General features: G+C 55.8%; 25 protein-coding genes. 13 read left to right on the top strand and 12 right to left on the bottom strand.

Going from position 1 to position 24926, the window contains the following annotated elements; translation table 11 throughout:
- Window positions 1-104: 104 nt before the first annotated feature.
- Together PhaeoP97_RS18445 and PhaeoP97_RS18440 are read left to right on the top strand one after the other, a co-directional pair.
- Entirely contained in the window at window positions 105-986 is an 882-nt protein-coding gene (locus PhaeoP97_RS18445) for a PhnD/SsuA/transferrin family substrate-binding protein (RefSeq protein WP_072506706.1), read from the top strand.
- A gap of 20 nt (window positions 987-1006) precedes the next feature.
- On the top strand, window positions 1007-3286 hold the full coding sequence (locus PhaeoP97_RS18440; RefSeq protein ID WP_072506705.1) for a response regulator: 2280 nt from the start codon (window positions 1007-1009) through the stop codon (window positions 3284-3286).
- A gap of 135 nt (window positions 3287-3421) precedes the next feature.
- On the opposite strand, the gene PhaeoP97_RS18435 is transcribed toward PhaeoP97_RS18440, so the two are convergent.
- Genes PhaeoP97_RS18435 through PhaeoP97_RS18425 form a run of 3 tightly spaced genes read right to left on the bottom strand, consistent with a single transcriptional unit; the run spans window position 3422 to window position 5474 of the window.
- Window positions 3422-4219 carry an iron chelate uptake ABC transporter family permease subunit gene (locus tag PhaeoP97_RS18435; protein WP_072506704.1) on the bottom strand — a complete coding sequence of 266 codons (798 nt, stop codon included), beginning with the start codon at window positions 4217-4219 and terminating at the stop codon, window positions 3422-3424.
- Window positions 4216-4995, bottom strand: coding sequence for an ATP-binding cassette domain-containing protein (locus tag PhaeoP97_RS18430; RefSeq protein WP_072506703.1), 780 nt, complete (start codon window positions 4993-4995; stop codon window positions 4216-4218). Before PhaeoP97_RS18430 ends, PhaeoP97_RS18435 begins: the two co-directional genes overlap by 4 nt.
- Window positions 4992-5474, bottom strand: a complete 483-nt coding sequence (locus PhaeoP97_RS18425; protein ID WP_072506702.1) for a Fur family transcriptional regulator — start codon at window positions 5472-5474, stop codon at window positions 4992-4994. Before PhaeoP97_RS18425 ends, PhaeoP97_RS18430 begins: the two co-directional genes overlap by 4 nt.
- A gap of 94 nt (window positions 5475-5568) precedes the next feature.
- Here PhaeoP97_RS18425 and PhaeoP97_RS18420 point away from each other — a divergent pair, with 94 nt between their 5' ends.
- Entirely contained in the window at window positions 5569-6588 is a 1020-nt protein-coding gene (locus PhaeoP97_RS18420; protein WP_072506701.1) for a zinc ABC transporter substrate-binding protein, read from the top strand.
- Here the strand turns inward: PhaeoP97_RS18420 and PhaeoP97_RS18415 are convergent.
- The 7 genes from PhaeoP97_RS18415 to PhaeoP97_RS18385 form a co-directional block, all read right to left on the bottom strand.
- Complete coding sequence (locus tag PhaeoP97_RS18415) at window positions 6582-7883, bottom strand: NAD(P)/FAD-dependent oxidoreductase (protein ID WP_072506700.1); 1302 nt, start codon at window positions 7881-7883, stop codon at window positions 6582-6584. The genes PhaeoP97_RS18420 and PhaeoP97_RS18415 overlap by 7 nt on opposite strands.
- Window positions 7884-8075: 192 nt before the next feature.
- Window positions 8076-9194, bottom strand: a complete 1119-nt coding sequence (gene modC, locus PhaeoP97_RS18410; protein WP_072506699.1) for a molybdenum ABC transporter ATP-binding protein — start codon at window positions 9192-9194, stop codon at window positions 8076-8078.
- A complete protein-coding gene (modB, locus tag PhaeoP97_RS18405; protein WP_072506698.1) occupies window positions 9188-9886 on the bottom strand; it encodes a molybdate ABC transporter permease subunit in 699 nt (232 codons plus the stop codon). The genes modC and modB overlap by 7 nt, the downstream gene beginning before the upstream one ends.
- Window positions 9887-9894: 8 nt before the next feature.
- The gene (modA, locus tag PhaeoP97_RS18400; protein WP_072506697.1) at window positions 9895-10683 is read right to left on the bottom strand and encodes a molybdate ABC transporter substrate-binding protein; all 789 of its coding nucleotides are present in this window, start codon (window positions 10681-10683) and stop codon (window positions 9895-9897) included.
- Window positions 10684-10891: 208 nt separating this feature from the next.
- The gene (locus PhaeoP97_RS18395; RefSeq protein WP_072506696.1) at window positions 10892-11446 is read right to left on the bottom strand and encodes a chemotaxis protein CheD; all 555 of its coding nucleotides are present in this window, start codon (window positions 11444-11446) and stop codon (window positions 10892-10894) included.
- A 24-nt stretch (window positions 11447-11470) separates the two neighbouring features.
- Window positions 11471-12412 carry a CheB methylesterase domain-containing protein gene (locus PhaeoP97_RS18390; protein ID WP_072506735.1) on the bottom strand — a complete coding sequence of 314 codons (942 nt, stop codon included), beginning with the start codon at window positions 12410-12412 and terminating at the stop codon, window positions 11471-11473.
- Between the two features lie 155 nt (window positions 12413-12567).
- Window positions 12568-14988 (bottom strand): methyl-accepting chemotaxis protein, encoded by a 2421-nt coding sequence (locus PhaeoP97_RS18385; protein ID WP_072506734.1) that lies wholly within the window; start codon window positions 14986-14988, stop codon window positions 12568-12570.
- Window positions 14989-15376: 388 nt separating this feature from the next.
- Here PhaeoP97_RS18385 and PhaeoP97_RS18380 point away from each other — a divergent pair, with 388 nt between their 5' ends.
- From PhaeoP97_RS18380 to PhaeoP97_RS18340, 9 genes are all read left to right on the top strand, one after another.
- The gene (locus tag PhaeoP97_RS18380; RefSeq protein WP_072506695.1) at window positions 15377-15664 is read left to right on the top strand and encodes an STAS domain-containing protein; all 288 of its coding nucleotides are present in this window, start codon (window positions 15377-15379) and stop codon (window positions 15662-15664) included.
- Window positions 15661-16035: a response regulator gene (locus PhaeoP97_RS18375; protein WP_014881839.1), complete on the top strand. Its 375-nt coding sequence runs from the start codon at window positions 15661-15663 to the stop codon at window positions 16033-16035. The genes PhaeoP97_RS18380 and PhaeoP97_RS18375 overlap by 4 nt, the downstream gene beginning before the upstream one ends.
- Before the next feature lies 1 nt (window position 16036).
- Window positions 16037-18175, top strand: a complete 2139-nt coding sequence (locus PhaeoP97_RS18370) for a chemotaxis protein CheA (RefSeq protein WP_072506694.1) — start codon at window positions 16037-16039, stop codon at window positions 18173-18175.
- The gene (locus PhaeoP97_RS18365) at window positions 18159-18647 is read left to right on the top strand and encodes a chemotaxis protein CheW (RefSeq protein WP_072506693.1); all 489 of its coding nucleotides are present in this window, start codon (window positions 18159-18161) and stop codon (window positions 18645-18647) included. The genes PhaeoP97_RS18370 and PhaeoP97_RS18365 overlap by 17 nt, the downstream gene beginning before the upstream one ends.
- Window positions 18644-19507 carry a CheR family methyltransferase gene (locus PhaeoP97_RS18360; protein WP_072506692.1) on the top strand — a complete coding sequence of 288 codons (864 nt, stop codon included), beginning with the start codon at window positions 18644-18646 and terminating at the stop codon, window positions 19505-19507. The genes PhaeoP97_RS18365 and PhaeoP97_RS18360 overlap by 4 nt, the downstream gene beginning before the upstream one ends.
- Before the next feature lie 37 nt (window positions 19508-19544).
- The gene (locus tag PhaeoP97_RS18355; RefSeq protein WP_014881835.1) at window positions 19545-19931 is read left to right on the top strand and encodes a response regulator; all 387 of its coding nucleotides are present in this window, start codon (window positions 19545-19547) and stop codon (window positions 19929-19931) included.
- A 2-nt stretch (window positions 19932-19933) separates the two neighbouring features.
- Window positions 19934-20272 (top strand): hypothetical protein, encoded by a 339-nt coding sequence (locus PhaeoP97_RS18350; protein WP_420849018.1) that lies wholly within the window; start codon window positions 19934-19936, stop codon window positions 20270-20272.
- 247 nt (window positions 20273-20519) lie between these two features.
- Window positions 20520-20900, top strand: coding sequence for a hypothetical protein (locus PhaeoP97_RS20460; protein ID WP_072506690.1), 381 nt, complete (start codon window positions 20520-20522; stop codon window positions 20898-20900).
- Window positions 20901-20957: 57 nt separating this feature from the next.
- A complete protein-coding gene (locus tag PhaeoP97_RS18340; protein ID WP_072506733.1) occupies window positions 20958-22346 on the top strand; it encodes a PepSY-associated TM helix domain-containing protein in 1389 nt (462 codons plus the stop codon).
- Between the two features lie 165 nt (window positions 22347-22511).
- Here PhaeoP97_RS18340 and PhaeoP97_RS18335 read toward each other — a convergent pair whose 3' ends face one another.
- Together PhaeoP97_RS18335 and PhaeoP97_RS18330 are read right to left on the bottom strand one after the other, a co-directional pair.
- Entirely contained in the window at window positions 22512-23117 is a 606-nt protein-coding gene (locus PhaeoP97_RS18335) for a TetR/AcrR family transcriptional regulator (RefSeq protein WP_072506689.1), read from the bottom strand.
- A gap of 99 nt (window positions 23118-23216) precedes the next feature.
- The gene (locus PhaeoP97_RS18330; RefSeq protein ID WP_072506688.1) at window positions 23217-24224 is read right to left on the bottom strand and encodes an AraC family transcriptional regulator; all 1008 of its coding nucleotides are present in this window, start codon (window positions 24222-24224) and stop codon (window positions 23217-23219) included.
- A 156-nt stretch (window positions 24225-24380) separates the two neighbouring features.
- Between PhaeoP97_RS18330 and PhaeoP97_RS18325 the strand changes: the two genes are divergently transcribed.
- Complete coding sequence (locus PhaeoP97_RS18325) at window positions 24381-24821, top strand: cupin domain-containing protein (RefSeq protein WP_072506687.1); 441 nt, start codon at window positions 24381-24383, stop codon at window positions 24819-24821.
- The last annotated feature ends 105 nt before the right edge of the window (window positions 24822-24926 follow it).

Here is a 24926-nt window from a genome sequence, read left to right as displayed (position 1 = left end):
TTATAATATTCAGTACCACTTAACCAAATTTTCTCACTATTCAGGGTAAACAGATGCACGCATTCATTGACTCGGCATCAACCGGGTTCAGACAGGAGACGACGATGCTCAACGGCGCGAGATATCCCATTGGAACCCTGGGTGTTCTTCGCCTGTGGTCCGTTCTTTCTCTGTGCTTGCTGATGCTGCTGACACCGCTAGAAGCGCGCGCTGATATTACTCTGACCTTCGGAACCTATGCGGCGGATAAGCCCACTGTCACGGTCAAGAAATACCGACCTTTTCTGACGTTCCTATCCAATCGTTTGGGCGAAGTACTGGATGAAAAAGTTGTTATTCGCATGACAGTTGCCAAGGAATATCAAGAGGGTATCGACCAACTTGCCAATGGTGAGGTTGATTTCGCCCGGTTTGGTCCGGCGTCATATATCCACGTGATGAAACAGAACCCGCAGGTCCAGATTGTTGCGATGGAGTCAAAGAAGGGGAGCAAGCGGTTTCAAGGCGTGATCGTAGTACATCGCGATAGTACGATCACTAAATTGTCCGATCTCGCGGGTCTCAGTTTCGCCTTTGGCGACGAACTGTCGACGATTGGGCGCTATCTCGCCCAAAGCCACCTGCTAGAGGCAGGAATCGATAGCAAGGATCTACATACTTACGAGTACCTCGGTCGTCATGATCTTGTGGGTGAGGCTGTAGGTGCCGGGAAATTCACCGCAGGGGCGTTGAAAGAAAGCACTTACAAGAAGCTCATCGCCAAAGGTGTACCGATTCGCGTATTAGCGAGTTTCGACAATGTTACAAAACCCTGGCTTGCATCCTCCAACTTGCCGGAGGACGTGCTATTGGCCATGCGCCAGATCATGCTGTCCTCTGACAACGAAGAAATCGTGCGTCGGGTATCCAAAAACGGCTTTCTTCAGGGTGCCGATTCCGACTACGACCTGATCCGCGATGCAATGGAACAAAGCCAGGCATTTTAGCGTCGTCTCCGAGGGCATTTATGAAACGTACGGGCATACTCTTTCAGATCGTATTGTCATTGTCGCTGGCAGCTTTGCTGGTGGCGGCGGCGATAGGCGATGTTGCACGACGCTATGAGACCCGTAATTTGCAAGCTCAGTTGAAAGAACAGGCTGAGCTGACAATTTCGCTGCTAAGTGGGCTCATGCTGGAATCGATCATTGTCGAGGATGTGCCAGTGCTGGAAACTGGGCTGATCGAAGCGATTGCCCGCAATCCAAAACTGCTGAAGATCCAGATACAAAGCAGCGAAGGCACCCCAATTGCCGAAGCAGGCGGGACTGATCAGATCGGGCCGGATGACTTTGTGATGTACGATCGGCCCATCACGCTGGATGGGTTCGATTTTGGCCACATGATTGTGCATTGGTCCACCCGTGAGGGTCAGGCCATGGTTCAGGACAAGGTCAGCCAGACTATCATGTGGACAGTGGTCGCGGTGTCGTTGCTGTCTCTCTTGGTTTTGATTCTGGTGACTGTTCTCGCACTGCGGCCGCTACAATTGATCCATCAGCGCATGTCCGATGCAATTGCCGGACTGTCGCACCGTCGGGTGCCTCTGCCTTGGTTCGCCTCACGTGAGTTTCGGGCACTGAATTTTTCGGTTGGCGTGCTTGAGGATACGTTTGATGAACGGGACGAGCGTGAATACGCGCTGGAACAGGCGAGGAAATCAGCCGATATCGCCAATCGTGCCAAGTCAGAATTTCTCGCGAATATGTCTCACGAAATCCGCACGCCGATGAATGGTGTCATTGGCATGGCAGAACTGATTCTAGAAACGGATCTTGACGAAGATCAGACGATGTATGCGGAGACGATTTCAAAGTCCGGATCAGCGCTGCTAACAATCATCAATGACATCTTAAACTTTTCCAAGATCGAAGCCGGCAAGGTAGAGCTGGAGCGCGAGCCCTTTAATCTGCAGACAGCTATTGAAGATGTGGTGACCCTGCTATCACCAAAAGCTGCGGAAAAGAATGTCGAAGTCACGCTACGCTACGACCCCAATCTGCCGGAGAGCTACGATGGTGATGTTGGGCGCATTCGCCAAATTCTGACGAATGTTGCCGGTAATGCAGTCAAGTTCACGGCCAAAGGCTATGTTTATATTGAGGTGTCTGGTCAATCGCGCGACGGGCAGACAGATCTGCGAATCTCAGTGACCGATACCGGAGCTGGGATTCCGGACGATCGCCTTGATCGTATCTTTAATGCTTTTGAACAGGCTGATGGTGCTGCCACCCGTAATTTCGAGGGCACCGGGCTTGGCCTTGCAATATCAACGCGGTTGCTGGCGTTGATGGGTGGTCGGATCTCGGTGCAATCGGAACTGGGCAAGGGGTCGGTCTTTTCTATTGATTTACCCCTGAAGAACCGCCCATGTCAGCCGAAGAGATCCTATGATGAACGCGATTTCAACGGATTGCGTGCGCTGGTTGTTGACGATCTGGAGCTGAATCGAGTCATCCTGACGGAGCGGTTGGCAACCTGGGGTGTGCAGAGCATTGCGGCTGGATCCGCACATCAAGCGTTGGAAATCCTGCTGGATGCGCGCCACGATGACATATGTTTCGACGTTGTTCTCCAGGACTTTCAGATGCCGGGTATGGACGGGAAAGAACTGGCCCAGAAGATTCGCGAGATCCCAGAATACCACAGCTTACCTATCGTGATTCTGTCGTCTGTTGAAAACACCATTGACCGTGAAACGCGCGAGCATCTGGGCCAGTGTGAGGTCGCGTTGAAGCCGCTACGCGCGGCGCAGCTCCGGTCGGTCATAGGCCGCGTGCTAGAGCGACTGCCTGATGAAGCTCACCAGACGGTTGAGGTGGTGGTCAGTCACGCCGACAATATTCCGCGGGTGAAACTGTTGCTCGCAGAGGATAACCGTACCAATCAGCTGGTGGTCACGCGTATGCTGAAGGCTGCCCCAATTGAGGTCTTGATTGCGGCCAATGGTGAGGAAGCAGTATCTCTTTTTCAGGAACACCATCCTGACATCGTGCTGATGGATATGATGATGCCGGTCAAAGATGGTATTGATGCCACGGTTGAGATTCGCCAGCTTGAGCAGGATATGGGGCGCGTGCGGTGTCCGATCGTTGCCCTAACGGCCAACGCCTTGCAGTCCCACCGGGAAGAATGCTTGGCTGCTGGTATGGATGACTTCTTAAGCAAACCGATCAACAAGAGAGCATTGCTCGACGCGGTCAGCAAATGGGTGGATTGTGGCCCGTTGTTAAAAACCGGGACCTGAACTGAACAGCACGGCGGGCTGACAGTGGGGCCATGGTCATGCGGTGTCGAATAGGCCTATGGCGTCTTTTCTAAAGTTAGAAGGACCAACCTTTTCGTTGTGTTGGTGCGTGCTGGTTGTCCTACGTGACAGGCATCAGGCCCGGTAAAAGAGCTGCTTGAGGCTTGATAGCGCGAATAGGCATGCTGCGAGACATACGATTGTTGGACCGGTGGGCGTGTCAAACATGAAGGCCAACTGTAGTCCACCTAGAGCAGATGCACCGCCGGTGATCGCTGCGATGACTGTCATGCGTTCCGGTGTTCCAGCAAACGGTCGTGCAGTGGCTGCGGGGATGATCAGCATGGCAGCAATCAACAAAACACCGACAACCTTGATGGCGACCGCCACAACGACTGAAAGCGCTAGGGTCAGAACCAGCTGCTCACGCTTGGGATCAATCCCGGCGGCATAGGCGAGGTCCGGGTTCAGGGTTGCAGTCAACAATGCGGACCATCTCCACCACAAGAGCGCCACGACCAAAATCGCGCCACCCCAGATAACCAGCAAATCAGAGACACCAACCGCGAGGATATCGCCAAAGAGATAGGCCATCAGGTCTAGTCGCACCCCATGCAGGAAAGAGACCGCCACGAGACCGAATGCCAGCGATGAATGCGCAAGTACGCCCAGCAACGTGTCGACGGCATAACCACGGCCGCTGAGGGTGGATACCACGGTTGCCATGATCAGCGCCATCGCAAGCACGCCGACAAACACCGACGTATCAAAGCTCAGGGCGAGGGCAATACCCAGGATTGAGGCATGTGCCGTCGCATCTCCAAAATAGGCCATCCGCCGCCAGACAACAAAACAGCCCAAGGGTGCCGCAGCGAGGGCAACACCGACACCCGCAAGCGCGGCGCGGATCAGGAAGCTGTCCAAGATCATCATGTGCGTGTTCCGTTCAAATCGGGGCTGGCCGGTTGGGCGTCATGGGCGTGGTCATGACCACAGCTGTGATCATGGGAGTGATTGTGTTCGTGGCGATACAAGGCCAGTGCACCTTGAGTGCCGCTTCCAAACAAGGCGCGGTATTCCGGTGCGGATGCCACGTGTTCCGGAGCGCCTTCACAGCAGATATGTCCATTGAGGCAAATCACCCGGTCTGAAGCAGCCATAACAACATGTAACTCGTGGCTTACCATCAGGATGGCGCAACCAAGGCTGCCGCGCAATTGCTCAATCTGCTGATAGAATGCCGCTGACCCGGGTTGATCCAGGCCTTGTGTTGCCTCGTCCAGGATCAACAGCTGGGGATCGCAAAGCAGCGCACGGGCCAGAAGGACCCGTTGAAATTGACCACCTGAGAGGCCTGTCATTTGCCGTTTCATCAACTGGCCTGCACCTGCTTGCTCTAGCGCGCGCCCTGCGGCGGCGCCGTTTACCGGGGACGGCAGGCTTAGAAAACGCCGAACCGTAAGCGGCAACGTGGGATCAATGTGCAGTTTTTGCGGAACATATCCGATCCGCAGTCCGGGTGCCTGAGAGACAGTCCCGTGATTGGGACGTAAGGCACCAATGATCGTACGCAGAAACGTTGATTTTCCAGACCCGTTGGGACCGACAATTGTGACAATCTCACCGGGTTGAATTGAGAAATTTACGTTGTGCAGTACAGGGTTGGCATTGTGACGGACCGTGACATTGTCAAGTGTGACGAGACTCATACGGCCTCCGACTTCTGGCATTTGGGGCAAAGCCCTTCTGCTTCCATGACGGTGCGCTCGATCAGAAATCCGGTTTCGCGTGCGGCGACGCCCAACCGGCCTTTGGTGGTCTGCGACGGGGCTTCGGCGACCATATTGCAACTGCGGCAGATCATGAAAATCGGCGTGTGATCATCACCGGAGTGGCTACAGGCGACAAAGGCATTGAGCCGTTCAATTTTATGGGCAAAGCCATTCTTTACCAAAAAATCCAAGGCTCTATAGGCAACCGGAGGCTGCGATCCCAAACCTTCGGTCCGTAGGATGTCCAAGAGATCATAGGCGCCCATGGCGCGGTGAGCCTGCAAGAGAATTTCAAGAACACGGCGGCGCACTGGCGTGAACTGCAATCCATGCTTGCGGCAATGTGCGTCCGCGACGGCGATGCCGTCGCTGATGCAGTGACTGTGGTCATGTGCCTGAAATCCGATGGGGTCCATATGGGGGCTCCGTTGGGTAATTCTTTGGGGCTTGATATGTTATGTTATGACCTCTATCAAGCGGCGTAATGTTATACAATTACATGGGATCATCATGGGACAATCTCGTTTTCTAGCAGCTGCTGTTACGGTCTGCGCATTTGGCACCACCGCTTTGGCAGAGGCGCCCACGGTCGCAGCAGATATTACGCCGGTTCATGGATTGGTGGCCCGTGTGATGCAAGGTGTCGGTTCGCCTGAATTGGTGGTGCCGCCGGGCGCATCACCTCACAGCTATGCCATGCGTCCGTCAGAGGCACGGGCGCTGGACCAGGCGGAACTGGTGTTCTGGGTCGGATCATCCTTGACGCCTTGGCTTGAAGGTCCAATTGCGACGCTGGCATCTGATGCGCGGGTGATATCGTTGCTTGAGGCCGATGCTACACGGCAGCTGAGTATGCGCGATACCGTTCAGTTCGGTCATGGCGATGACCATGAAGCAGAGCATGCCGACGATCAGCACCACGAGCATGATGAGCATCACGACGCTGATCATGGAACCGATCATGCAAAGGAACACGGGGATGAGCATGATGACGATCACGGTCATCACCATGAGCCTGGCAGCCTCGACTCGCATGCTTGGCTGATGGCCGAGAACGGAAGCGCCTGGTTGCAGGTCATCGCCGAGGCGCTCGCGCAGGCAGACCCGGAAAATGCTGAGCGGTATCAGCGCAATGCGCTCGACGGCCAAGCAGAGATTGCCGCTGTCGCCGCTGAGATATCGGCTAAGTTGGCCCCGGTTTCAGGCAAACCATTTGTGGTTTTTCACGATGCTTATCAGTACTTTGAGACTGGGTTCGGTATCCAGGCCGCCGGTGCGATTTCGTTCAGCGATGCGTCCGACCCAAGCCCCGCACGGATCGCCGAGATCCGCGCAACGGTTGCAGATATGAACGTTGAATGTGTCCTGTCAGAACCGCAGTTCAGCCCAGGGCTGGTGGCTACTGTTCTGGAGGGTACAATGGCCCGGACCGCTGTGGTTGATCCTCTTGGAATCGCTTTGGAACCCGGACCAGAGTTTTATCCGCAACTGTTGCTGTCCGTCGGGGACGCCATTGCAGGATGCTACTGATCAGGGGTCGTCTGTTTGCGACGGGACCGATCGGCCAGAAAATGTACCAATGTGGCGCCTGTTTCGTAATAGGCACCACGCAATCTGGCCAAGGGCAGATCGTGTTGTGCGGTGACTGCGACTGGCAGTACGGATCTATCTCCGCCAATCAGCGCTTCGGCCATGCGTTGGCCAAAGATAGTGCCGGGGCCAATGCCGCGTCCAGAATATCCAAAACAGGCAAACCCCTGACCAAGATCAATAATTTTTGGAACATGTTCGGTCGTCATGGCGATCTTGCCGACCCACTCTGTTTGAAACGGGTGATTGGCGAGTGCCGGAAACATGCCTGCTAGTTTGCGCCGCAACCAGTTGGTATGTACGGCACTTGCAGGATGGGACAATGCGCCCATCCCGCCTATCACCAACCGCCCGGTGCGGTCGCGGCGCCAAGATGACATGATCAGTGCTGTGTCCCAGCAGCCCTCTGCCTGCGGCAGTATGCTGGCGGCCAGATCATCGGGTAGGGGGGGCGTTGCTGCTTGGAAGTAGCATACGGGAATGGTCCGCGGTGCTTGGTAGCCTGCGATTGGCAGCGGATAGGCGTTTGTCGCGATGATCAAGTGGCGGGCATGGACGGCTCCCTGCGGCGTGGTAACCGTCCAGCCATCAGCGGTGCGTGACACAGCTGTCGCCGGAGAATTTGCATGTAGTCGCGCGCCTTGGGCGTGTGCAGCACGGGCAAGACCAACGGCATAAGCCAGCGGTTGGATCGTGCCTGCGCGGGGATCGAACAGTGCACCATACACCGCGTTGCTGCCGACTCGTGCAATGGCTTCGTCCCGCGACAGGAGTTTCACCGGCGCGCCGATAGCTGCCAGCTGTCGGTGCCGATTGCGCAGATCCTGAAGACCTGATGGGGCATGGGCACAGTGCAATGTGCCATTATGGGTCGGTTCACAGTCGATCTGATGCAGTTTTATCAGATCAAAAACGACGCCTGGGGCCGACGCGAGCAGTTTGGAAAGCCGTGTGCCATCGGCGTTTCCAAGCTTGGCGTTGATTTCTTCGGGAGGGAGCCAAAGGCCGGCGTTGACCAGTCCGACGTTGCGGCCTGACCCGCCCGCGCCAAATTGGTTAGCCTCCAGCAGGCATACATCGGCGCCTAACTCTGATGCGCGTAGTGCTGCAGAACAGCCCGTATAGCCACCACCAATGATCACCAGATCCGCGGTTTCAGCACCGATGAGCGCCTGGGGCGCGAAATCTTCGCGGCAGGTTTGGTGCCACAGGCTGTGGTGTAAATCACTGGTCATAATGTGCATGCTCCAGCGGAACTGGATGGCTGGTGCTGCCGAATATCTGTTGCCGTCGCATCGGCCTCTCTCCGCTGTGTCGCGTCATCATCGTGTTAGCGATGGGTGTTAAGCCTTGTGATGACCGTTTGTTCTATCCGCATACCGTAGTGGTCTGCCGCTGCCGAGAAAAATCGCGGGCTGACGCAGCATTTATGACGGCGCAGGAAGTACATCCGGTTCATATGTGCGGGTACCGCCCACGTCCTCAGGCGCGACTGAAACGGATTTGATAATGGCATGACACTCTGCGCCGACAGTGAGGTCAAGCGCAGCGGCGGATCGTCTCGTGACCCGGGCCAATAGGACACCAGCGGGTGTCTGCATCGAGACCATCATCCCGGGTCCGTCGCCACTGCGCAGCGCGGTGATTTTACCGGGTATGATGTTCAGCGCAGACAGACCCATGGGTCGTTGGCGTGACATTATTATGTCATGTGCCGCGATGCGCACGCGCACCTTCTGCCCCGGTCTATGTGCAACTTGTGGCAGGAACAGCGGAATTCCACCGGCGTCCAATTCGCTTAGACCGTCGCGGTGATGCCGTCTGACGCGGGCGTGCAATATGGCGCCAGCCGCGCGTACGCCGATTGGCATGATGGCGGGATCCGCCAGTATCGTATCGGCGGGTCCGCTACGCACGCAGCGACCGTCTTGCAGAACCACTACGGTGGTGGCCAGGCGTGCAACCTCTGCCACGGAATGTGTGACATAGAGAATAGGGATCGAGATCTCATCGCGTAGCTGCTCGAGATAGGGGAGGATCTCTGCCTTTCGTGCGTCATCCAAAGACGCCAGCGGTTCATCCGCCAGGATCATATCCGGGGCGCTCAACAGCGCGCGTCCAATAGCGACGCGCTGTTTTTCTCCACCAGACAGATGCGCAGGATGGCGATCCAATAGCGAGGCAAGCCCAAGCATATCGATCACCAATTCAAGAGATGCGCCCGATTGAGATTTTCTTGCAAAGCGTTGACCGTAAATTATATTCTTCCGAACATTCATATGTGGGAAGAGCCGTGCATCTTGAAATATATATCCTATGCGACGGCGGTGTGAGGGCACATTGATCCCGTTTTTTGTGTCTAGCAGTGACCGCGTTCCAAGCTGAATTTTGCCTGTCTGTGGGCGTAGCAATCCGGCCACAGCATTGGTGACGGCTGTCTTTCCAGCGCCGGAACGGCCAAACAGAACGGTCACTCCCTCTGGGGCCGAAAAGCTGAGATCGAGCGCGAATTTTCCAAGCTGATGTGTAAGCGCGACCTCTAGCATGTTGTGCCCCGCACCCGGTCTGCCAGCCTACGAGCGAGCCATTCTGAAACCAATAGTGCCATCATTGCGATTGCTATGGAAATGACCACCAGCCGCAGTGCCGCACTTTCGCCACCGGGGACCTGTAGGAAGGTATAGATCGCTGTTGGCAATGTGCGTGTCTGGCCCGGAATGTTGGAAACAAACGTGATCGTTGCTCCGAATTCTCCCATCGCCTTGGCAAAGCCAAGTATCGCGCCGGCCAGTATTCCGGGTAAGATCAGTGGTAGCGTTATCGTAACAAAGACCCAGACACGCGAAGCACCAAGTGTTGCGGCGGCCTGTTCCAACTTTGGGTCGACGGCTTCAAGTGACAAGCGCATCGCGCGCACCATCAATGGAAATCCCATGATTGCTGCCGCCAGAGCCGCCCCGGTCCAGCGGAAGGCAAAGACAATACCAATAGATTTCAACGCTGTTCCAACTGGACTTGGGCCGCTGAACACGATCAGCAAGATGTACCCTGTGACCACAGGTGGCAGGATAAGTGGCAGATGAACCAGCCCGTTTAACAGCGCCTTACCACGAAAATTCCATCGTGCCAGGACAACGGCTACCAGCAACCCAAACGGCAGTGACAGCAGCGTTGCCCAGAACGATACCTTTAACGACAAGGTCACCGCCTGCCATTCCTCTGGACCCAGCCACTGCATTTTGAGGGTTACTCCGCTAATACAACAAAACCTTGCCTGACAAAAATCTCTTTCGCAATCGGGCTGCGCAGGAAGGCTAGGAATGCCGTGGCCTCTGGCCGGCTATTGGTCGCGGCGGCGGGATAGATGATGGGGGGATAGCTGTCTGATGGGAACTCGGCTAACTGGGTGACATTTGGGCCACCTGTGACGTCAGAGCCATAAACTACGCCCAATCCAGCGGCGCCTTGGGTGACCAGCACCAGCGCGGTCCGTACATTGTCCGTCTGGGCAACATGTGATTCCAACCTGTCCCAAAGCCCCAGTTTCTGCAATGCAGCCTTGCCGTAGATGCCCGCGGGTACTGCGTCGACGAGCGCCATGGCAAGTGGGCGGTCCTGAACCAGGTCCAATAGCCCGGCGCCGTCATGCAGAGTTAGCGCTGCCGCTGGCAGAGGCATGGTGGGTGGCCCGATCAGGACAAGCGTATTGCCTAAAAGATCAGTGCGCGTTTCTGAGTTGATCAGGTTCTGATCTTGGGCCCAATCCATCCAGGCGGTGTTCGCAGAAATGAATACATCTGCTGGGGCGCCATGTTGAAGTTGACGCGCCAAGAGCGATGAACCCGCCAAGGAGAGTACAACGTCGTTGCCGCTGTTCGTTTCATATACATCTGTGATCTGCTCTAGCGCGGTTTTGAGACTGGCCGCGGCAAACACGGTAAGTTGCTCCGCCGGAGCAGAGCATGGCAGCGAGAAGGATAGGGTGACGATAAGAAGCGCAACATGCCAAGCACGGCGCAGCGATTCGTAAGACATCTGTCTGTGTGTTCTGGATGGCTGGCGCACGCGTGGTATCCTCATTCTATCCACGCCAAGAGGATACCGGCCAATAAGAGGGTACAGCAAGCGGCATTGATTGGGCTTTGTGACAGGTCTCGGACGCAGCGAAGGGCCCGACATCTGTCGGACCCTTTACAAGATCAATTGTTTGCCGATCCTCTTGGAAAACGGTTCGGTGTTTGCCTTAGAAGAGAGTAACCGCACCCACGCCGGCGGCAGGTTTGGCGGCGGGAGTTGGCAGCGCAGCCACACGTTCCTGTTCGCCCAGACGCCGGTCATCCTTAACCTGTGTTTGCTGGGCGGCGCCGGATACGGCGTGAAAGCGGACCCGCCGTGCCGATGTTCCACCGACACTGGATGACACGACTGCAATGCCCTCATCTTTGAGAAAACGCTGTACGAAATCGGCGTTTGATGCGCCGATGTCTGACAGGTTAGCGGACATTTTGGCGCCACCGAAAACCTTCGCCTTAAGGTTCTCGCGGCGCGCGCCTTTTTTCATGATGCCGTTGATCAGAAGTTCCATTGCGTGGATTCCGTAACGTGCGTTCACGCTATCGCTGGCTGTCGAGGACGCCAGCAAGAAATGGTTCATGCCGCCGACGCCGACTTTTTCATCGTAGATACAAGCGGCGATACACGACCCGAGGACAGTGGAGAACACCACTGTGGGGGACGTAGAAACGCGATACTCGCCTTGTAGAACTGTCACCGTGGTGGAGTTAGCAAAAACGCTCAAGGTGGATTCCTTCCCAGTTGTCAGTCAGGTCTTGCTAGCCTGAATCAATGTTCCGGCCATTCGCGCAAGCGAGACCTGTTGCTGCGCGGCGCCCATTTCCCAGGCGACTCGTGGCATCCCGTAGACGACACTGCTTTTTTCGTCCTGCGCAAAAGTTATTGCCCCGGCTTTCCGCAGTTCGAGCAGCCCTTGTGCCCCATCTTGGCCCATACCCGTTAATATAGTGGCAACAACATTCTTTGCGATCGGTACTGCTGACATAAAAAGCGCATCAACCGATGGCATATGGCCAGAGATCGGAGGCCCTTCTTTGAAGCGGGTGCGATAGGGTTTGCGCGCGGTGAGCCCCATGTGCCGGGGTTGGCCGGCTGCGACATAAACATGACCGGGTGCCAGCGTCATACTGTCGTCAGCGGTGACCACTTTAGCAGGGCAGATCCGGTCCAACAGGGAAACAAGGCCGCGGCCAAAATTCTTGCCTGTGTGCTGAACGATCAGGGTTGGCGGACAATTCAGTGGAAACCCGACCAACACGCTGCGCAAGGCTTCGACGCCACCGGTGGAGGATCCGATCAGGATGATCTTATCGCTGCCGGGACCCGCAGCGGCACCAGTGCCGTTTTTGTCGAGTGGCGACGGTTGATTGCGGCGCGGGGCTTTGACCATCATGTCAAAATATTGGGAAAAATCGCGTGGATTGTCCGATTTGCTCAGCTCGAAAATCCCTGCGCCAATATCCAATAGCGGAGAGGAGCGCCGTGCTGGTGTCGCTCCCTGACTATCCATGACCGACACCCAACGGATATCAAGGGCAGAGAACAGGGCCAGCATCATTTCAAATTCGGGCAGCTTGGTAAAGCCATCCTCGACAAAAGCAAATTTCGGCTGACCGGCTTCTGCTTGATTGTAGGCCATCATTAGATTGTTGGCCAAAAGCACCTGAAGGCCAGGATAGGTGGCCTCCATATGTTGTTGTAGATTTTGCGCAAAACGCCGGTCCGTCGTGATGATCAATAGGCTCTGTGACAATGCTCATTCCGCTTGTTGCGTTCGGACAAGGGCCGAAGTGTTTCAAATAAGCGGCACCCGACCCGCAGTGGGGGCGGGTGCCATTGGCGGGATCAGAAGTCCTGCCAGATGTCTTTGGCGGCGTTGCCGCTTGTGGCTGCGCTGGCCATAGCTTTTTCCGGGGCTTTGGCGGGCTGCGGTGTCATCGCTTCGATGTCCCAATCATCGCCATGGGCGCTGGGGGCGCTGGGGGTCTCGTTCGCCCGTGCCGCGGTGTTCATCGCCTGCGGTGCCGGAGCCGGAGAGGCGGATGCGCTGCGCGCCGGTGCCGCGCCGACCGCGACCTTGAAATGAGCCACCAGTTCAGCCAGTTTGCTGGCGTCGGCGTTCAGCATGTGCCCCGCAGCGGTGGCCTCTTCGACCATCGCGGCGTTCTGCTGGGTCACCTGATCCAGCTGGGTCACCCCGGTGTTGATCTCATGCAAACCGGTGGATTGCTCGCTCGCCCCGGTTGCGATGCCGGACACCAGTTGCGAGATATGGCTGACCCGTTCGACGATCCCCTGAAGCGCCTCGCCGGTTTTGCCAACCAGGTCCACGCCGCGCTCCACCTGTTTGGTGCTGTCGCCGATCAGGGTCTTGATTTCCATCGCGGCATCCGAGGAGCGTTGCGCCAGCGCGCGCACCTCGCTGGCGACCACGGCAAAGCCTTTGCCCGCCTCACCAGCGCGCGCGGCTTCAACCCCGGCGTTCAGCGCCAGCAAATTGGTCTGGAAGGCGATGTCATCGATGACGCTGATGATCTGCGAAATATGGGTCGAGGATTGTTCGATCTCGGTCATTGCGGACACGGCACTTTGGACCACGGTGCCGCTGGTTTCGGCCTCTTGCTTGGCCTCCTGCATGATGGTTTCGACGCTGCGCGCGCCTTCGGCGGCAGATTTCACGCTGGCGGTCATCTCATCCAGTGCCGCGGCGGTTTCCTCCAGCGTGGCGGCCTGGCTCTCGGTCCGGTTGGAGAGGTCATCAGAAGCCTGGCTGATCTCACCTGCGCCATTGCGGATGCTCTCGGCCGTATCCACAACCTGTGTCACCGTTGCACTCAGCGTTTCTGCCGTCCGGTTGAAGTTCTCCCGCAGTTTTTCGTGATGCGACGGGAATGGCGTCGTAATTGCCTGAGAGAAATCTCCATCTGCCAGTCGAACCAACCCAGTGCTCAACTGATCGACGACAACCTCTTGCTGTTGCTGCAGCTCTGCACGTTCAAGTTCAGCGGATCTTGCGTGTTTTAGATCGTCCTGGAGGCTAATCAACTGCTTGCCGATATTCCCGATTTCATCTTGCCGACCTGCCTCAGCTATCTCTGCTTCGAGATTTCCAGAGGCAACCTCTTCGATGCGGGTACAAATACGGTTGATAGGTTTTGTGATTGAGCGTGCGAATAGCCAGCCCAAAATCGACATGCCTGCTGCACACACGAGAGAGACGAGCAGCAAACGATTGCGATCACGTGCGACCGGTGCAAATATCTCCGCTTGGTCCTGTTCTGCTACGATCGCCCAGTTCGCTTGTGGTAAGTTCACAGGTTCAGAATAAGCGACAACAGGGTGGCCGTTCACACCAATAGTGTCGGCGTAGAACCCGGCATTGCCCCCAAGGGCTTCAGTCAAATGCCCGGTCGCATCCAATTCATCAAGAACTTGATGGTGGTCGTCATGAAGTGACTTGGTGCGGACTTTCATATCCTGGCCCACGATGAACACGTTGAGTGTTTCAGTCATGTCGTTGACGGGGTTCACGATATTGGTCAGCATTTCGACAGGGACTTGCAAAGCCAAGACACCCTGAAGCGCGCCAGCTGCATCAACAACTGGGGTCGCTACAAATGCGGCAGGATCACCATTGCTGGGGGCATAACCTTCCATATCGGCGAAAAACACCTCGCCTGTCGGCATCTCAATCGCGGCTCTGAAAGCTTTGGCCAGACCTGAATCGGCATAGGCACCGTTGACGAGATTCGTGGCATAGTCCGGCTCTTTGGTAACAGAGTAGACGATGTCACCAGCCGGGTTGATCAGAAAAACGTCATAATAGCCTTTGTTCTGCAAAACCGCCGTCAGGGACGGATGAAACCGGGCATGGTGCATGTGATAGGGCGAATCACCGATTCCCCGATTGAGAAGGTGTTTTTCGCCCGCTGCATTTGGATTTGCGTCGATATAGGCCTTGCGAAGGGTCTCCTGTGGATCACCTTCGATACCGTCCCATGTCATAGTGAACCATTCTAGGGCTGTCGCCGTCGAAGGAATAGTTGCCAAGGTCGCTGCGTCCGATTGAATCCCGTCCAACAACGCACGCAAGGCTACGCGGCGGTCTTCTGTCATTGCGTTGAATTGCTGTTCGGCATGACTGATGGCTGCGCGTTGAAATGTAAGCGAACTGATTGTGACAAGAATCGCTGTCACAAGCATGCCAAACCCCACAATAAAGAGGGGCAGTTTATACGCCAGACGTAGGGTGGGAATAATTTTCATCGGATACTCCATTCACAGGCACAAAGAGAGAATGGTGACCTCTCCTTTGTCCCTTGATGCCTGCTAGGAGTTAATTTCGACCTTACGCGCGATTGGTTTTTCACAGTAGTTTCACGGCTAAATCAGTAGCAATTTTGCAGATCTACACCGTATTAATATACCACGCTCTGGTGGGGCTCAGTGTTTCTGGTGTCAGCTTGCGCTAAAATCTGCCGCAGCAGCGGATCGCTAAAATTTGCCGAAATTCAAGTTGGTTTTTGCAGCTAAATCCACGTCCATTCTGGCGCTGGACAGGGGGGCACGGCAATCAAATGTTAAGGCCCGCAGTCTACTCCTAGCTCATCGACTTGAAACCTGTCGCCGAACACGGGGGTGCGAATCGCTGACCATGACGACGGAAACGCAAAAACATATCTTGGACCTGCCCAATGCCTTCTCGGACCTCGAGCCGCTGATCGCATTCTTGCGCGGGGCGCACACTCAGGCAGTGGAGATTGATTGCAGCAATGTGGCGGTCATGCCGTCACGCTGCCTGCAACTTCTACTGAGTGCAGAACAACAATGGCGGTCAGAGGGGCTGGGCTTTTCAGTCGCCAGGATAACCGAGGGGTGCCGGAAATCGCTCACTCTTCTGGGGCTCGAGCCCACCCGATTTGAAGATGAGGAAACAGCATGAAGACCAAAGTTCTGGCAATCGACGATTCCCGCACCATCCGGAATCTCCTGGCCGCCGCTCTCGAAGAGGCCGGCTTTGAATATCACTGCGCCGTAGATGGCCGCGAAGGTGTAGACATGTATGCCGATGTGGCGCCGGATGTGGTGATCACCGACATCAACATGCCCAACCTCGATGGCTTTGGAGTCATTGAAGAGCTGCGCGGTGATGGGATCAATTCCAAGGTTCCGATCCTGGTGTTGACCACAGAAAGCGCGCCCGAGCTAAAAGCTCGTGCCCGCGGTGCCGGAGCAACCGGTTGGATCACCAAGCCATTTGATGACGCGTCTCTTATCTTCGCGCTGAAGCGTGTGACCGGGGCGGCGGCCTAAGATGGCGGGGTCGATACAGGACACATTCTTTGAGGAGTGCGAAGAACTCCTCGAAGCAATGGATGAGGGTTTGACCGCCATCGAAGGTGGCGATCATGACTCTGAGGTGGTGAATGCCGTCTTTCGAGCGGTCCATTCGATCAAAGGGGGCGCTGGTGCGTTTGGTCTGGATGACCTGGTCGCCTTTGCCCACAAGTTCGAAACAGTGTTTGACGAGGTGCGTGCCAATCGGCTGGGTCTTGATACCAAGCTGATCCAGCTGCTGCTGCGCTGTAGCGATCACCTTGCTGATCTTGTTTCGACTTCTCGTGATGGCGGCAGCGTTGATGAGGCACATAATGATGTGCTCGTGTCTGCGCTCGAAGAGTACATCGATGAGGAAGAAGAAGAGGTAGTCTTTCAGCCCATGGGATTGGGCGGCGCCTTTGAAATGGCGCCGATCGAGGTCGAACAAGAACGGGTTTACTCGATCCGCTTTCATCCACTGAAAGATATGTATGGGACCGGAAATGAACCGTACTTCTTGTTTCAAACGCTAGCAGACCTCGGCACGCTTGAGGTCACACTTGATGAAAGTGAACTGCCTGGCTTTGATGCGCTGGACACTGATGAGAGCTACCTCATCTGGAGTCTGACGTTGACCACGGCCGAGTCTAAGTCGGCGATTGAGTCGGTCTTTGAGTTCGTTGAGGGGCTTTGCGAGCTGTCTATTGAATCCGATATGGACGACGAAGACGAGGCCAACGCCCTAGCTGCGCTGGAGGCGGCATTCGGTACCGCTCCGGAGGAAGGTGGTGATCAGGTGACTGTCCCTTTTGAACCGCCGGTCTCAGCCCCTGAACCGGAGGCCGATGCGGCCCCGGTAGCCGCCAAAGCCGCGGCACCAAAAGCTGAGGCCGCGAAATCAGAGCAGCGTGGTGGACCCAATCCGACGCTGAGGGTTGACCTTGAACGGGTTGACCGTCTGATCAACGCCGTTGGTGAGCTGATCATCAACCATTCGATGCTTGCCCAACAGATTGCCAATTTGGATGTGGCAGATCTGAGGGATGTTGAAACCGAGCTGGAAGGCTTTAAGAATCTGGCCCGTGACATCCAGGAAGGCGTCATGTCCATTCGCGCACAGCCGGTCAAGCCGCTATTCCAGCGGATGGCGCGGATTGTCCGCGAAGCCTCTGCCGCAACTGGCAAAACGGCCAAGCTGATTACCGAGGGCGAGAATACCGAGGTCGACAAGACGGTCATCGAGCGACTGTCAGATCCGTTGACGCATATCTTGCGCAACGCTGTGGACCATGGTGTTGAAAAACCCGAGGATCGCGAAGCCGTCGGCAAAAACCGCAGCGGTGAAATCCGGTTGTCAGCATCTCATCGATCCGGCAGCGTTTGCATCGAAATCAAGGATGATGGCGCTGGGGTGAATCGCCCACGGGTCAAACAGATCGCTATCGACAAGGGTCTGATCCCAGAAAATGCCGAGCTGACAGATGGTGAGATCGACAACTTGCTGTTCTTGCCCGGGTTTTCCACTGCGAAAGAGATTTCAAATCTCTCAGGTCGCGGGGTCGGCATGGACGTTGTGAAGAACGCGGTCACGGCGCTGGGGGGGAGGATCAACATTTCCTCCACACCTGGTAAAGGATCCGTGTTCACCATTATCCTTCCGCTGACGCTAGCCGTCATGGATGGCATGGTCGTATCCGTGGCCGATCAAACCATGGTGGTTCCGATCACATCAATTGTTGAAACAATGCGCGGTAGTGACGACATGGTCAACAATCTTGGCGCAGACGGAACGCTGCTGTCGATCAGGGGAAACTTTGTTCCCGTCTGCGATGTCGGCAGCGCATTGGGTCTGTGCAAAGGCGATCATGATCAGCCACCTGGTGTTTATCTACTGGTGGAAACGGAAACAGGTCAACGCAGCGCATTGGCGGTGGATGACATCCACGATCAGCGCCAGGTGGTCATCAAGAGCCTGGATGGCGTTTGTGGGAATATTCCGGGCGTCGCGGCTGCAACCATCCTTGGCGACGGCAAGATCGCCATGATCCTAGATCCCGAAAGTATTCTTGCGGCTTCACCTTCTGCAGCCGCGTTCGACACAGAGCGGAGAATTAGCAATGCAATCGCAAGCTGAAGCCAAATATGACGATTCGGAAATCAAACACGCCGAGCACAGCGAATTTGTCAGTTTCACCGTTGCTGGCCAGGCGTTCTGCTTGAAAATCACCCAGATCCGGGAAATTCGGCGTTGGTCTCCGGTTACAATTCTACCCCATGCTCCAGCGGACGTATTGGGGGTTATGAATCTGCGTGGCGCGGTGATCCCTATCTACGACCTCTCGGCACGATTTGGGTTGCAACAAACCGAAGCCAGCGAGCGCAACGTTGTTATCGTTGTCTCTGTTCATGGCAAACCTGTTGGTTTGTTGGCTGAATCCGTATCAGAGATAATCTCGATCAACCCGGATGACATTCAGGACACCCCGCCGGTCGATAGTCGCAACACTATGGATTACATCCAAGGCATCATTTCTCATGATGATACCATGGTGCGGATCATCAATCTGGATGCCGTCATTACTGTACCGGAACAGGTGATCTCGTGACCATAGCGAACCCCATTGATTCTCGTGCGGATGGATTTACCCTGTCAGATCAGGACTTTGAATCTATCGCCGAATTTGCGCACAAGCACTTTGGGCTGGCTATGTCGAGCAGTAAGAAACCGCTGGTTTCTTCGCGCTTGGCGCGGCGGTTGCGCAAACTGAACTATAGCGATTTCAAATCCTACCTTAAGGAATTGAATGGCCCGAACGCGGATGCCGAGCGCAGTGAGCTGCTGTCTCTATTAACGACAAACGTGACGCAGTTTTTTCGCGAGCCGCATCACTTTGAGACGTTGCGCAACGATACGCTGCCGCCGCTTCTAGAAAAGGCGAGGCGCGGGGACCGGGTACGGATCTGGTCGGCGGGCTGTTCGAACGGGCAGGAACCCTACACCATTGCCATGGTGCTGAAATCCCTGTGCCCCGATATCGAAAAGCTGGATGTCAAAATCCTTGGGACGGATATCGATCCGGTGGTGGTCCGAAAGGCATCGGCGGCGCGATACTCCGCGGATGAATTGTCGCAGATCCCAAAGGAATACAGTGGTTACTACAATATCCAAGGCCAGGACGGTGCAATCCGCGATGACCTGCGTGCGCTACTGACGTTTGGGGTTTTGAACCTGATCGAGCCCTTTCCGTTTAAGGGCAAGTTCGATGCTATTTTCTGTCGAAACGTTGCGATCTACTTCGATACACCGACCCAGCAAAAGGTCTGGCATGCGTTTCAGCGAAGTCTCAATCCAGGGGGATATCTGTTCATCGGTCACTCTGAACGGATGTCCGGTCCGGCGGCATCGGCGCTACAAACTGTTGGAATCACTACTTACTTAAACTCTCCTGCCGGTGGGAACACTTGAGCAGTCCGGCACAAAAAGAGAAAATGAGGAACTAAAAATGAGCTTGAAAGACTCTCTGCGCGTAATGGTTGTTGACGATATGTCCACCAGCCGGGGCATCCTAACCCAGTGTCTGGATGAGCTGGGCGTCAGCAACTACATGGTTGAAAATAATGGGCAATCGGCATTTCAAAAGCTCGTTGCGAACCCAGTTCACCTGGTGCTGTCCGATTACAACATGCCGGGTATGGATGGGCTTGGACTGCTGAAAGCGCTGCGCGAGCATCGCGTGACACAGCGTGTGGGTTTTATTCTGGTGACGGGCAAACCTACGCCAGAAATCGTTGAAGTCGGTCGCCGCCTTGCGATGAACAATATCATTCGTAAGCCATTTACCGTTGCGACGATGAAGCAGGCAATTGAACAAGTGGTCGGGCGCCTATGAACATGCAATCGACACCACCGCCGAAGGGTCATACGATCAGTGATCTTTGCGATGTGTCGCGCGCGGAAATGCTGCGTCTGCAACAACAGGTGCAGGCGCTTGAAGATACAGTGCTGACGATCTTTGAACGTGGTACCCCGCCGACTCGCGAAGAGCGGCAATCGCTTCAGGATTTTGATCTTGTTGTACAAACGCTGGCGGCAATGGTAAAATTCTACGAGGAACTGCGTAAGCTTGCGGTGGATACTGGTGGGATCAACCTGGCAGACAGCAGTGCCGTCGTAACACTTCACAACCTGCGAGATCGATTGCGAAACCCTGCCAACGTCAATCAAGACTAATACCAAATGCGCTGTCCTCTGGGCGGCGCATTTGCGTTCGGACTACAGGCAATGACCTAATGCCGGTTTTCGACAGTCCTTCAGCGCAAGTATCAAGTTGGATTTCAGTTTTGTTTCCTGACATGGGTCCTTGGCTGATATCGGTAGGTCTCCTGCTATTCTATTCTTAGCCGAGGATGGGTCTATGTGGGTGACTAGCCGACACAAACCCTCGCAATCCTCGCGCAGCCGAATTACCACAATACCTATGCGATTCGCGCCTCATACCCTTCCTCGGCTTGCGATGGTCTTTGCTCTGATGCTGGCAATGGCCAGTTCAGGTTTTGCGCATAGTTTCAATCGCGCCGAAGCCTCTGCGGACTATGCGGACTTCGTCGCGGCTGGCGGCTCGCTCAGTGATCTCTGCGGTGGCAGCATTGATCCGAACCACGCGACACCTGCCAAATGCGAGGCTTGCCGACTGGTCGCTGCGGCGGTGATCCCAAGTCACCCGACGGGTCTCGGCCTGATATCGGCCCGTCGCCCTGCGGCCCGGGCCCGCTTAGCGGAACCTTTGCGGCAGGCTCGGTGGCTTGATCCTTCTCATCCGACCCGCGCACCTCCGGCAACTTTGGCTTCTTATTACTGACGTCAATGAAATGTCCGCTCTGTCAAAATGCCAGAGCTAACGGCCTGGAGCCAATTTATGAATCTGTCTCAATCCCTCGCGCAGCCGGAAGGCCGCGCGCAAAAACTGTATTTCGCTGCCTGGAGGTGGCATTTCTACACTGGTCTGTTTGTCATCCCGTTTCTTACAGCTTTGGCTTTGACTGGTCTTGCCATGCTGTGGATCGCCTGGATTGACGGGCGCGACGGCGAACTGACCGCCGTGGTCCAGCAAGCGCAGGCGGTACCGCTTTCGGTGCAAGCCGATGCCGCACTGACGACCGTCCCTGATGGAGTACTGAGACAATATGTGGCCCCGCGAGAGGCAGATCTGGCAGCATTGTTTCGTGTAGATCACAATGGTGATGCGATCATGGTTGCGGTTGATCCCTACACAGCGAAGGTTGTTGAAACATTCCCACGCCGCAGTGGGTGGTATGATTTTGCTGACGGGTTGCACAGCGATCTGATGCTTGGTGTTACCGGAGACCGACTGTTGGAAACGGCTGCGTCTCTTAGTCTCGTGCTGATTGCGACGGGTCTATACATGTGGTGGCCGCGCACGATTGGATGGCGTCGGGCCTTGTTGCCAAGCCCAGGCCACGGGCGCAGCCTGTGGAAATCCCTGCATGGTGTAACGGGCATCTGGGTTTCTTTGTTCCTTGTCTTGTTTCTCGTCTCCGGCCTTGCTTGGGCTGGTATCTGGGGCGGCAAGATGGTGCAGGCCTGGAGCCAGTTCCCCGCAGAAAAATGGGATAACGTACCGCTTTCCGATGACACCCACGCCAGTATGGATCATGCGCGTCGCGAGGTGCCGTGGGCGCTGGAGCAAACCCCGATGCCTGCCTCGGGCAGCGACGCTGGGGTGATCGGAATTGCAGATATGCCCGTCGATCTCGACAGTGTAGATGCGTTGGCGCGTCAGATCGGTTTTGCTGGGCGATATCAACTAAGTGTCCCACGCAACGACAGCGGAGTTTGGACCCTCAGTCGGGATTCCATGAGCACGGACAGCAACAATCCAACCTCTGACCGCACTGTCCACATCGACCGCCATACCGGTAAGATCCTCGCAGATGTGCAGTTTGCCGACTATTCTTGGGCGGGCAAAGCCATGGCTGTTGGGATTGCTTTGCATATGGGAACGCTGGGCCTTTGGAGCGTTCTGGCAAACACGCTTGTCTGTGTTTCCGTGCTGTTCCTTTGTGTGAGTGCTGTGGTGCTTTGGTGGAAGCGTCGTCCGGTCAAAGCACGCCGACTGTCTGCGCCGCCGATGCCCAAGGAGCTTCCGCTTTGGCGGGGGGCAGTGTTTGTCGGGCTCGCCGTATCCATGGCATTTCCGATGGCCGGGCTGGCACTACTGACTGTGCTACTATTGGATTTGCTCATCCTATCGCGGGTGCCTCAACTGCGCCAAAGGTTGACCTGACGAATTGGCAAGAGATGCGCGCCACTACGTGTGATGCGCATCTTGGCCCACTTTGGCCGTGGTCGCAGCTGGCCTTCAACGGGAATGGAGACCGTAATATCAGGGGTCACTGTCCGTTACCAACCGATCTACGTCACATGAATGGTGTGGCGTATCTGGATTGGATCAGGCCCGTACTGCAGCGGCAATGAAGTCTCGCAAGCTCCCACGGACCCGGCGCAGAGGCACATTTTCCAGAACGCTGCGATAGGCGCTGGCTTCGATGACCTCTAAAATCATCTGGCCTGTGTCCTGGGGCACCAGATCATCACGCATGTCACCTGCGTGCACGCCGCGTTCTAGAACCTTGGCGAGTGCTGCAACCAAGAGGTTGCGATTGGTCAGGAACAACTCGGCAATGTCAGGCTTGCGAATGGCTTCGCCGGTGATTTCCAGCCCCAGGATGACATTTTCAGGAACGGCGAGGTATCTGGCGTAAGTTTTCACAAATGTATCGAGCAGTATCAGCGGGGCACGCGGTTGCGACAGCGCGGTGACAAAGGGCTCAAGCTCTCGCTCCTCGAGGGCCGCGATCTCAACCAGAACATCATGTTTTCCGGGAAAATGATTGTAGAGATTGCCCAGGCTTACCCCTGCGCGGGTCGCGATATCGCGCACGCCGGTCTGATGATATCCATTTTCAAGAAAACACATAACGGCGGCTTCAAGGATCTGTTGACGCCGTTTTGCAGTGGTCTCTAACCTTGTTGGTTTGGGCTGACCGGTTGACATCTGGATCCTTGGGCAAGCTGGTGTATTTTGGGCGACGTGTTAATCTGGTGACAATCTGAGCGAGGTTTAGCCACCGTTCCTGCGACTGACAAGACGGGTCTATTTGCCGATTTTGCCTTGAGCGGTCTGGCTGGGAGAATGGCCAAATCGAATCTTGTAGTCGCGGGCAAAGCGGCCAAGGTGCGAAAAGCCGTTGGAAAAAGCGGCGGTGGTCACGTCGGATTTATCTTGTTGGGCCATCAGTTGGTAATGCGCAGCATCCAATCGCGCGTTCCGTAAAACCTGCATTGGGCTCTGACCGCAACTGCGTTGAAACCCTTTCTGCAGAGTGCGAATGTTCATGTCCGCGTGGGCTGCTATGTCGCTCAATTGCACCGAATCTCTGAGATGGGCATGGATATAGTCGATTGCCGCACGAATGCCGCGGGGCAAACTGCCATGATCGGCTCGCTCGATGATATGTGAGATGTTGCTCGGCAGTCTGGTCAACAGCTCCAAGGCCAGATCTTGTTCAACCCGAATGTCCGAGCCGCTGATATTGCCCTGAAACAGTTCGCCAGCCTCAGCCGCCTGCACGCAGGCACAGACCATCTGACGAACGCGCCGCCCGCCTTCGGAAACAAGATCGACATTGCTGGCAAATCTAATCGGTCCCGGCAGTTCTGCTCCGATTAGCTGCTGAGCGACGGCTTCCAGATAGCTGCGGTCGAGTTGCAACAACAGCTTGCGACACTCACCACTCCACCGCATTGTGGTTTCTCGGTCTGGGTTCAGTAAGGTTGCAGTCCGCGCGTCGGCGAAGATTTCTGCCCCCCGATGCTGCACGCTGGCGCGACCCGAAAGCGGGATTTGTAACAGGTAGAACGAGCCTAACATGCCAGGGTCGATGGTTACTTCGGCACCGTAATGCAGATAGTTGATCGAACTGTGCCGGCCGGCAACGTGGTTGTGACGTACCGCCAACTTCAGGCGCCGCTGTGCGATATCCAGGCGGTGATCACAGAATTTTTTCCCGACGCTATGGCGTGCCTCATCCAGATCCCCGGTGCGCAGCAGCGGATGATTGCTCAGATACTCAGCAGATTTTGCGTGGTCTGCGATGGTCATCTTGCCTCCAAGTCAGGCGGTTCCAGCTTAGCTCTCCTCATAGGCATTTCAAGCCTCAACTATTTTTCGGGCAGAACGGTTCGTTTTTTGGATAACCGGTTTTGGCGTGCCGGTGCAGGCTGGGCACCACAGATCAGTTTCAGGGAGGAAGTAGTGATGGAAAAAGGAATAACCAAGGCAAGTGATGGCGTTCAAGGCATGTCGTGGACAGTTGTCGGGCAAACTTACGTGCCCAAACTGCTCAGCAACGATGCCTTTATTTGGGATGCAATATTGCCGGCCGACACGTTTGTGCCGCCGCATGTGCATCCAACCCAAGATGAGTGGATCAGCGTTCTATCCGGGGCGTTGGAGGTAGAGTTTCTGGGTGATGTTCACCAAGCTGGGCCAGGGGATACCGTGCGTATGCCTAAGGGAGAAGCCCATGCCATCTTTAATCGGTCTGGTGCCGAGGCGCATTGCATTTTTGGCGTTGCTCCGGCGCGCAAGCTGTTCGACCTGTTCATAGAACTGGACGGCGTAACCGACCCTGCAGAATTGGTGCGCCTGTCTGCCCTGCACGAAGTGGATTTCCTGCCACCTCCCGCCGAGACCTGATCGCGCAAGGCATGGCCATGGGCATCGCAGACCAGCGAGCGAGTCCGCCCATGGCACGCCACTAAGGGGACAGATCGGTCTGTCGGGGAGATGGGCCAAGAGGGG

The sequence above is a fragment of the Phaeobacter porticola genome, from assembly GCF_001888185.1.
Classification (GTDB): Bacteria; Pseudomonadota; Alphaproteobacteria; order Rhodobacterales; family Rhodobacteraceae; genus Phaeobacter; species Phaeobacter porticola.
This window is presented reverse-complemented; position numbering and strand designations above follow the sequence as displayed.

What these genes read in the sequence shown, in the direction of transcription:
- PhaeoP97_RS18445 (WP_072506706.1), top strand. Translation starts at nt 105, where the DNA reads ATGCTCAACGGCGCGAGATATCCCATTGGAACCCTGGGTGTTCTTCGC.
- PhaeoP97_RS18440 (WP_072506705.1), top strand. Translation starts at nt 1,007, where the DNA reads ATGAAACGTACGGGCATACTCTTTCAGATCGTATTGTCATTGTCGCTG.
- PhaeoP97_RS18435 (WP_072506704.1), bottom strand. Translation starts at nt 4,219, where the DNA reads ATGATGATCTTGGACAGCTTCCTGATCCGCGCCGCGCTTGCGGGTGTC.
- PhaeoP97_RS18430 (WP_072506703.1), bottom strand. Translation starts at nt 4,995, where the DNA reads ATGAGTCTCGTCACACTTGACAATGTCACGGTCCGTCACAATGCCAAC.
- PhaeoP97_RS18425 (WP_072506702.1), bottom strand. Translation starts at nt 5,474, where the DNA reads ATGGACCCCATCGGATTTCAGGCACATGACCACAGTCACTGCATCAGC.
- PhaeoP97_RS18420 (WP_072506701.1), top strand. Translation starts at nt 5,569, where the DNA reads ATGGGACAATCTCGTTTTCTAGCAGCTGCTGTTACGGTCTGCGCATTT.
- PhaeoP97_RS18415 (WP_072506700.1), bottom strand. Translation starts at nt 7,883, where the DNA reads ATGACCAGTGATTTACACCACAGCCTGTGGCACCAAACCTGCCGCGAA.
- modC (WP_072506699.1), bottom strand. Translation starts at nt 9,194, where the DNA reads ATGCTAGAGGTCGCGCTTACACATCAGCTTGGAAAATTCGCGCTCGAT.
- modB (WP_072506698.1), bottom strand. Translation starts at nt 9,886, where the DNA reads ATGCAGTGGCTGGGTCCAGAGGAATGGCAGGCGGTGACCTTGTCGTTA.
- modA (WP_072506697.1), bottom strand. Translation starts at nt 10,683, where the DNA reads ATGTCTTACGAATCGCTGCGCCGTGCTTGGCATGTTGCGCTTCTTATC.
- PhaeoP97_RS18390 (WP_072506735.1), bottom strand. Translation starts at nt 12,412, where the DNA reads ATGGAGGCCACCTATCCTGGCCTTCAGGTGCTTTTGGCCAACAATCTA.
- PhaeoP97_RS18385 (WP_072506734.1), bottom strand. Translation starts at nt 14,988, where the DNA reads ATGAAAATTATTCCCACCCTACGTCTGGCGTATAAACTGCCCCTCTTT.
- PhaeoP97_RS18380 (WP_072506695.1), top strand. Translation starts at nt 15,377, where the DNA reads ATGACGACGGAAACGCAAAAACATATCTTGGACCTGCCCAATGCCTTC.
- PhaeoP97_RS18375 (WP_014881839.1), top strand. Translation starts at nt 15,661, where the DNA reads ATGAAGACCAAAGTTCTGGCAATCGACGATTCCCGCACCATCCGGAAT.
- PhaeoP97_RS18370 (WP_072506694.1), top strand. Translation starts at nt 16,037, where the DNA reads ATGGCGGGGTCGATACAGGACACATTCTTTGAGGAGTGCGAAGAACTC.
- PhaeoP97_RS18365 (WP_072506693.1), top strand. Translation starts at nt 18,159, where the DNA reads ATGCAATCGCAAGCTGAAGCCAAATATGACGATTCGGAAATCAAACAC.
- PhaeoP97_RS18355 (WP_014881835.1), top strand. Translation starts at nt 19,545, where the DNA reads ATGAGCTTGAAAGACTCTCTGCGCGTAATGGTTGTTGACGATATGTCC.
- PhaeoP97_RS18350 (WP_420849018.1), top strand. Translation starts at nt 19,934, where the DNA reads ATGCAATCGACACCACCGCCGAAGGGTCATACGATCAGTGATCTTTGC.
- PhaeoP97_RS20460 (WP_072506690.1), top strand. Translation starts at nt 20,520, where the DNA reads ATGCGATTCGCGCCTCATACCCTTCCTCGGCTTGCGATGGTCTTTGCT.
- PhaeoP97_RS18340 (WP_072506733.1), top strand. Translation starts at nt 20,958, where the DNA reads ATGAATCTGTCTCAATCCCTCGCGCAGCCGGAAGGCCGCGCGCAAAAA.
- PhaeoP97_RS18335 (WP_072506689.1), bottom strand. Translation starts at nt 23,117, where the DNA reads ATGTCAACCGGTCAGCCCAAACCAACAAGGTTAGAGACCACTGCAAAA.
- PhaeoP97_RS18330 (WP_072506688.1), bottom strand. Translation starts at nt 24,224, where the DNA reads ATGACCATCGCAGACCACGCAAAATCTGCTGAGTATCTGAGCAATCAT.
- PhaeoP97_RS18325 (WP_072506687.1), top strand. Translation starts at nt 24,381, where the DNA reads ATGGAAAAAGGAATAACCAAGGCAAGTGATGGCGTTCAAGGCATGTCG.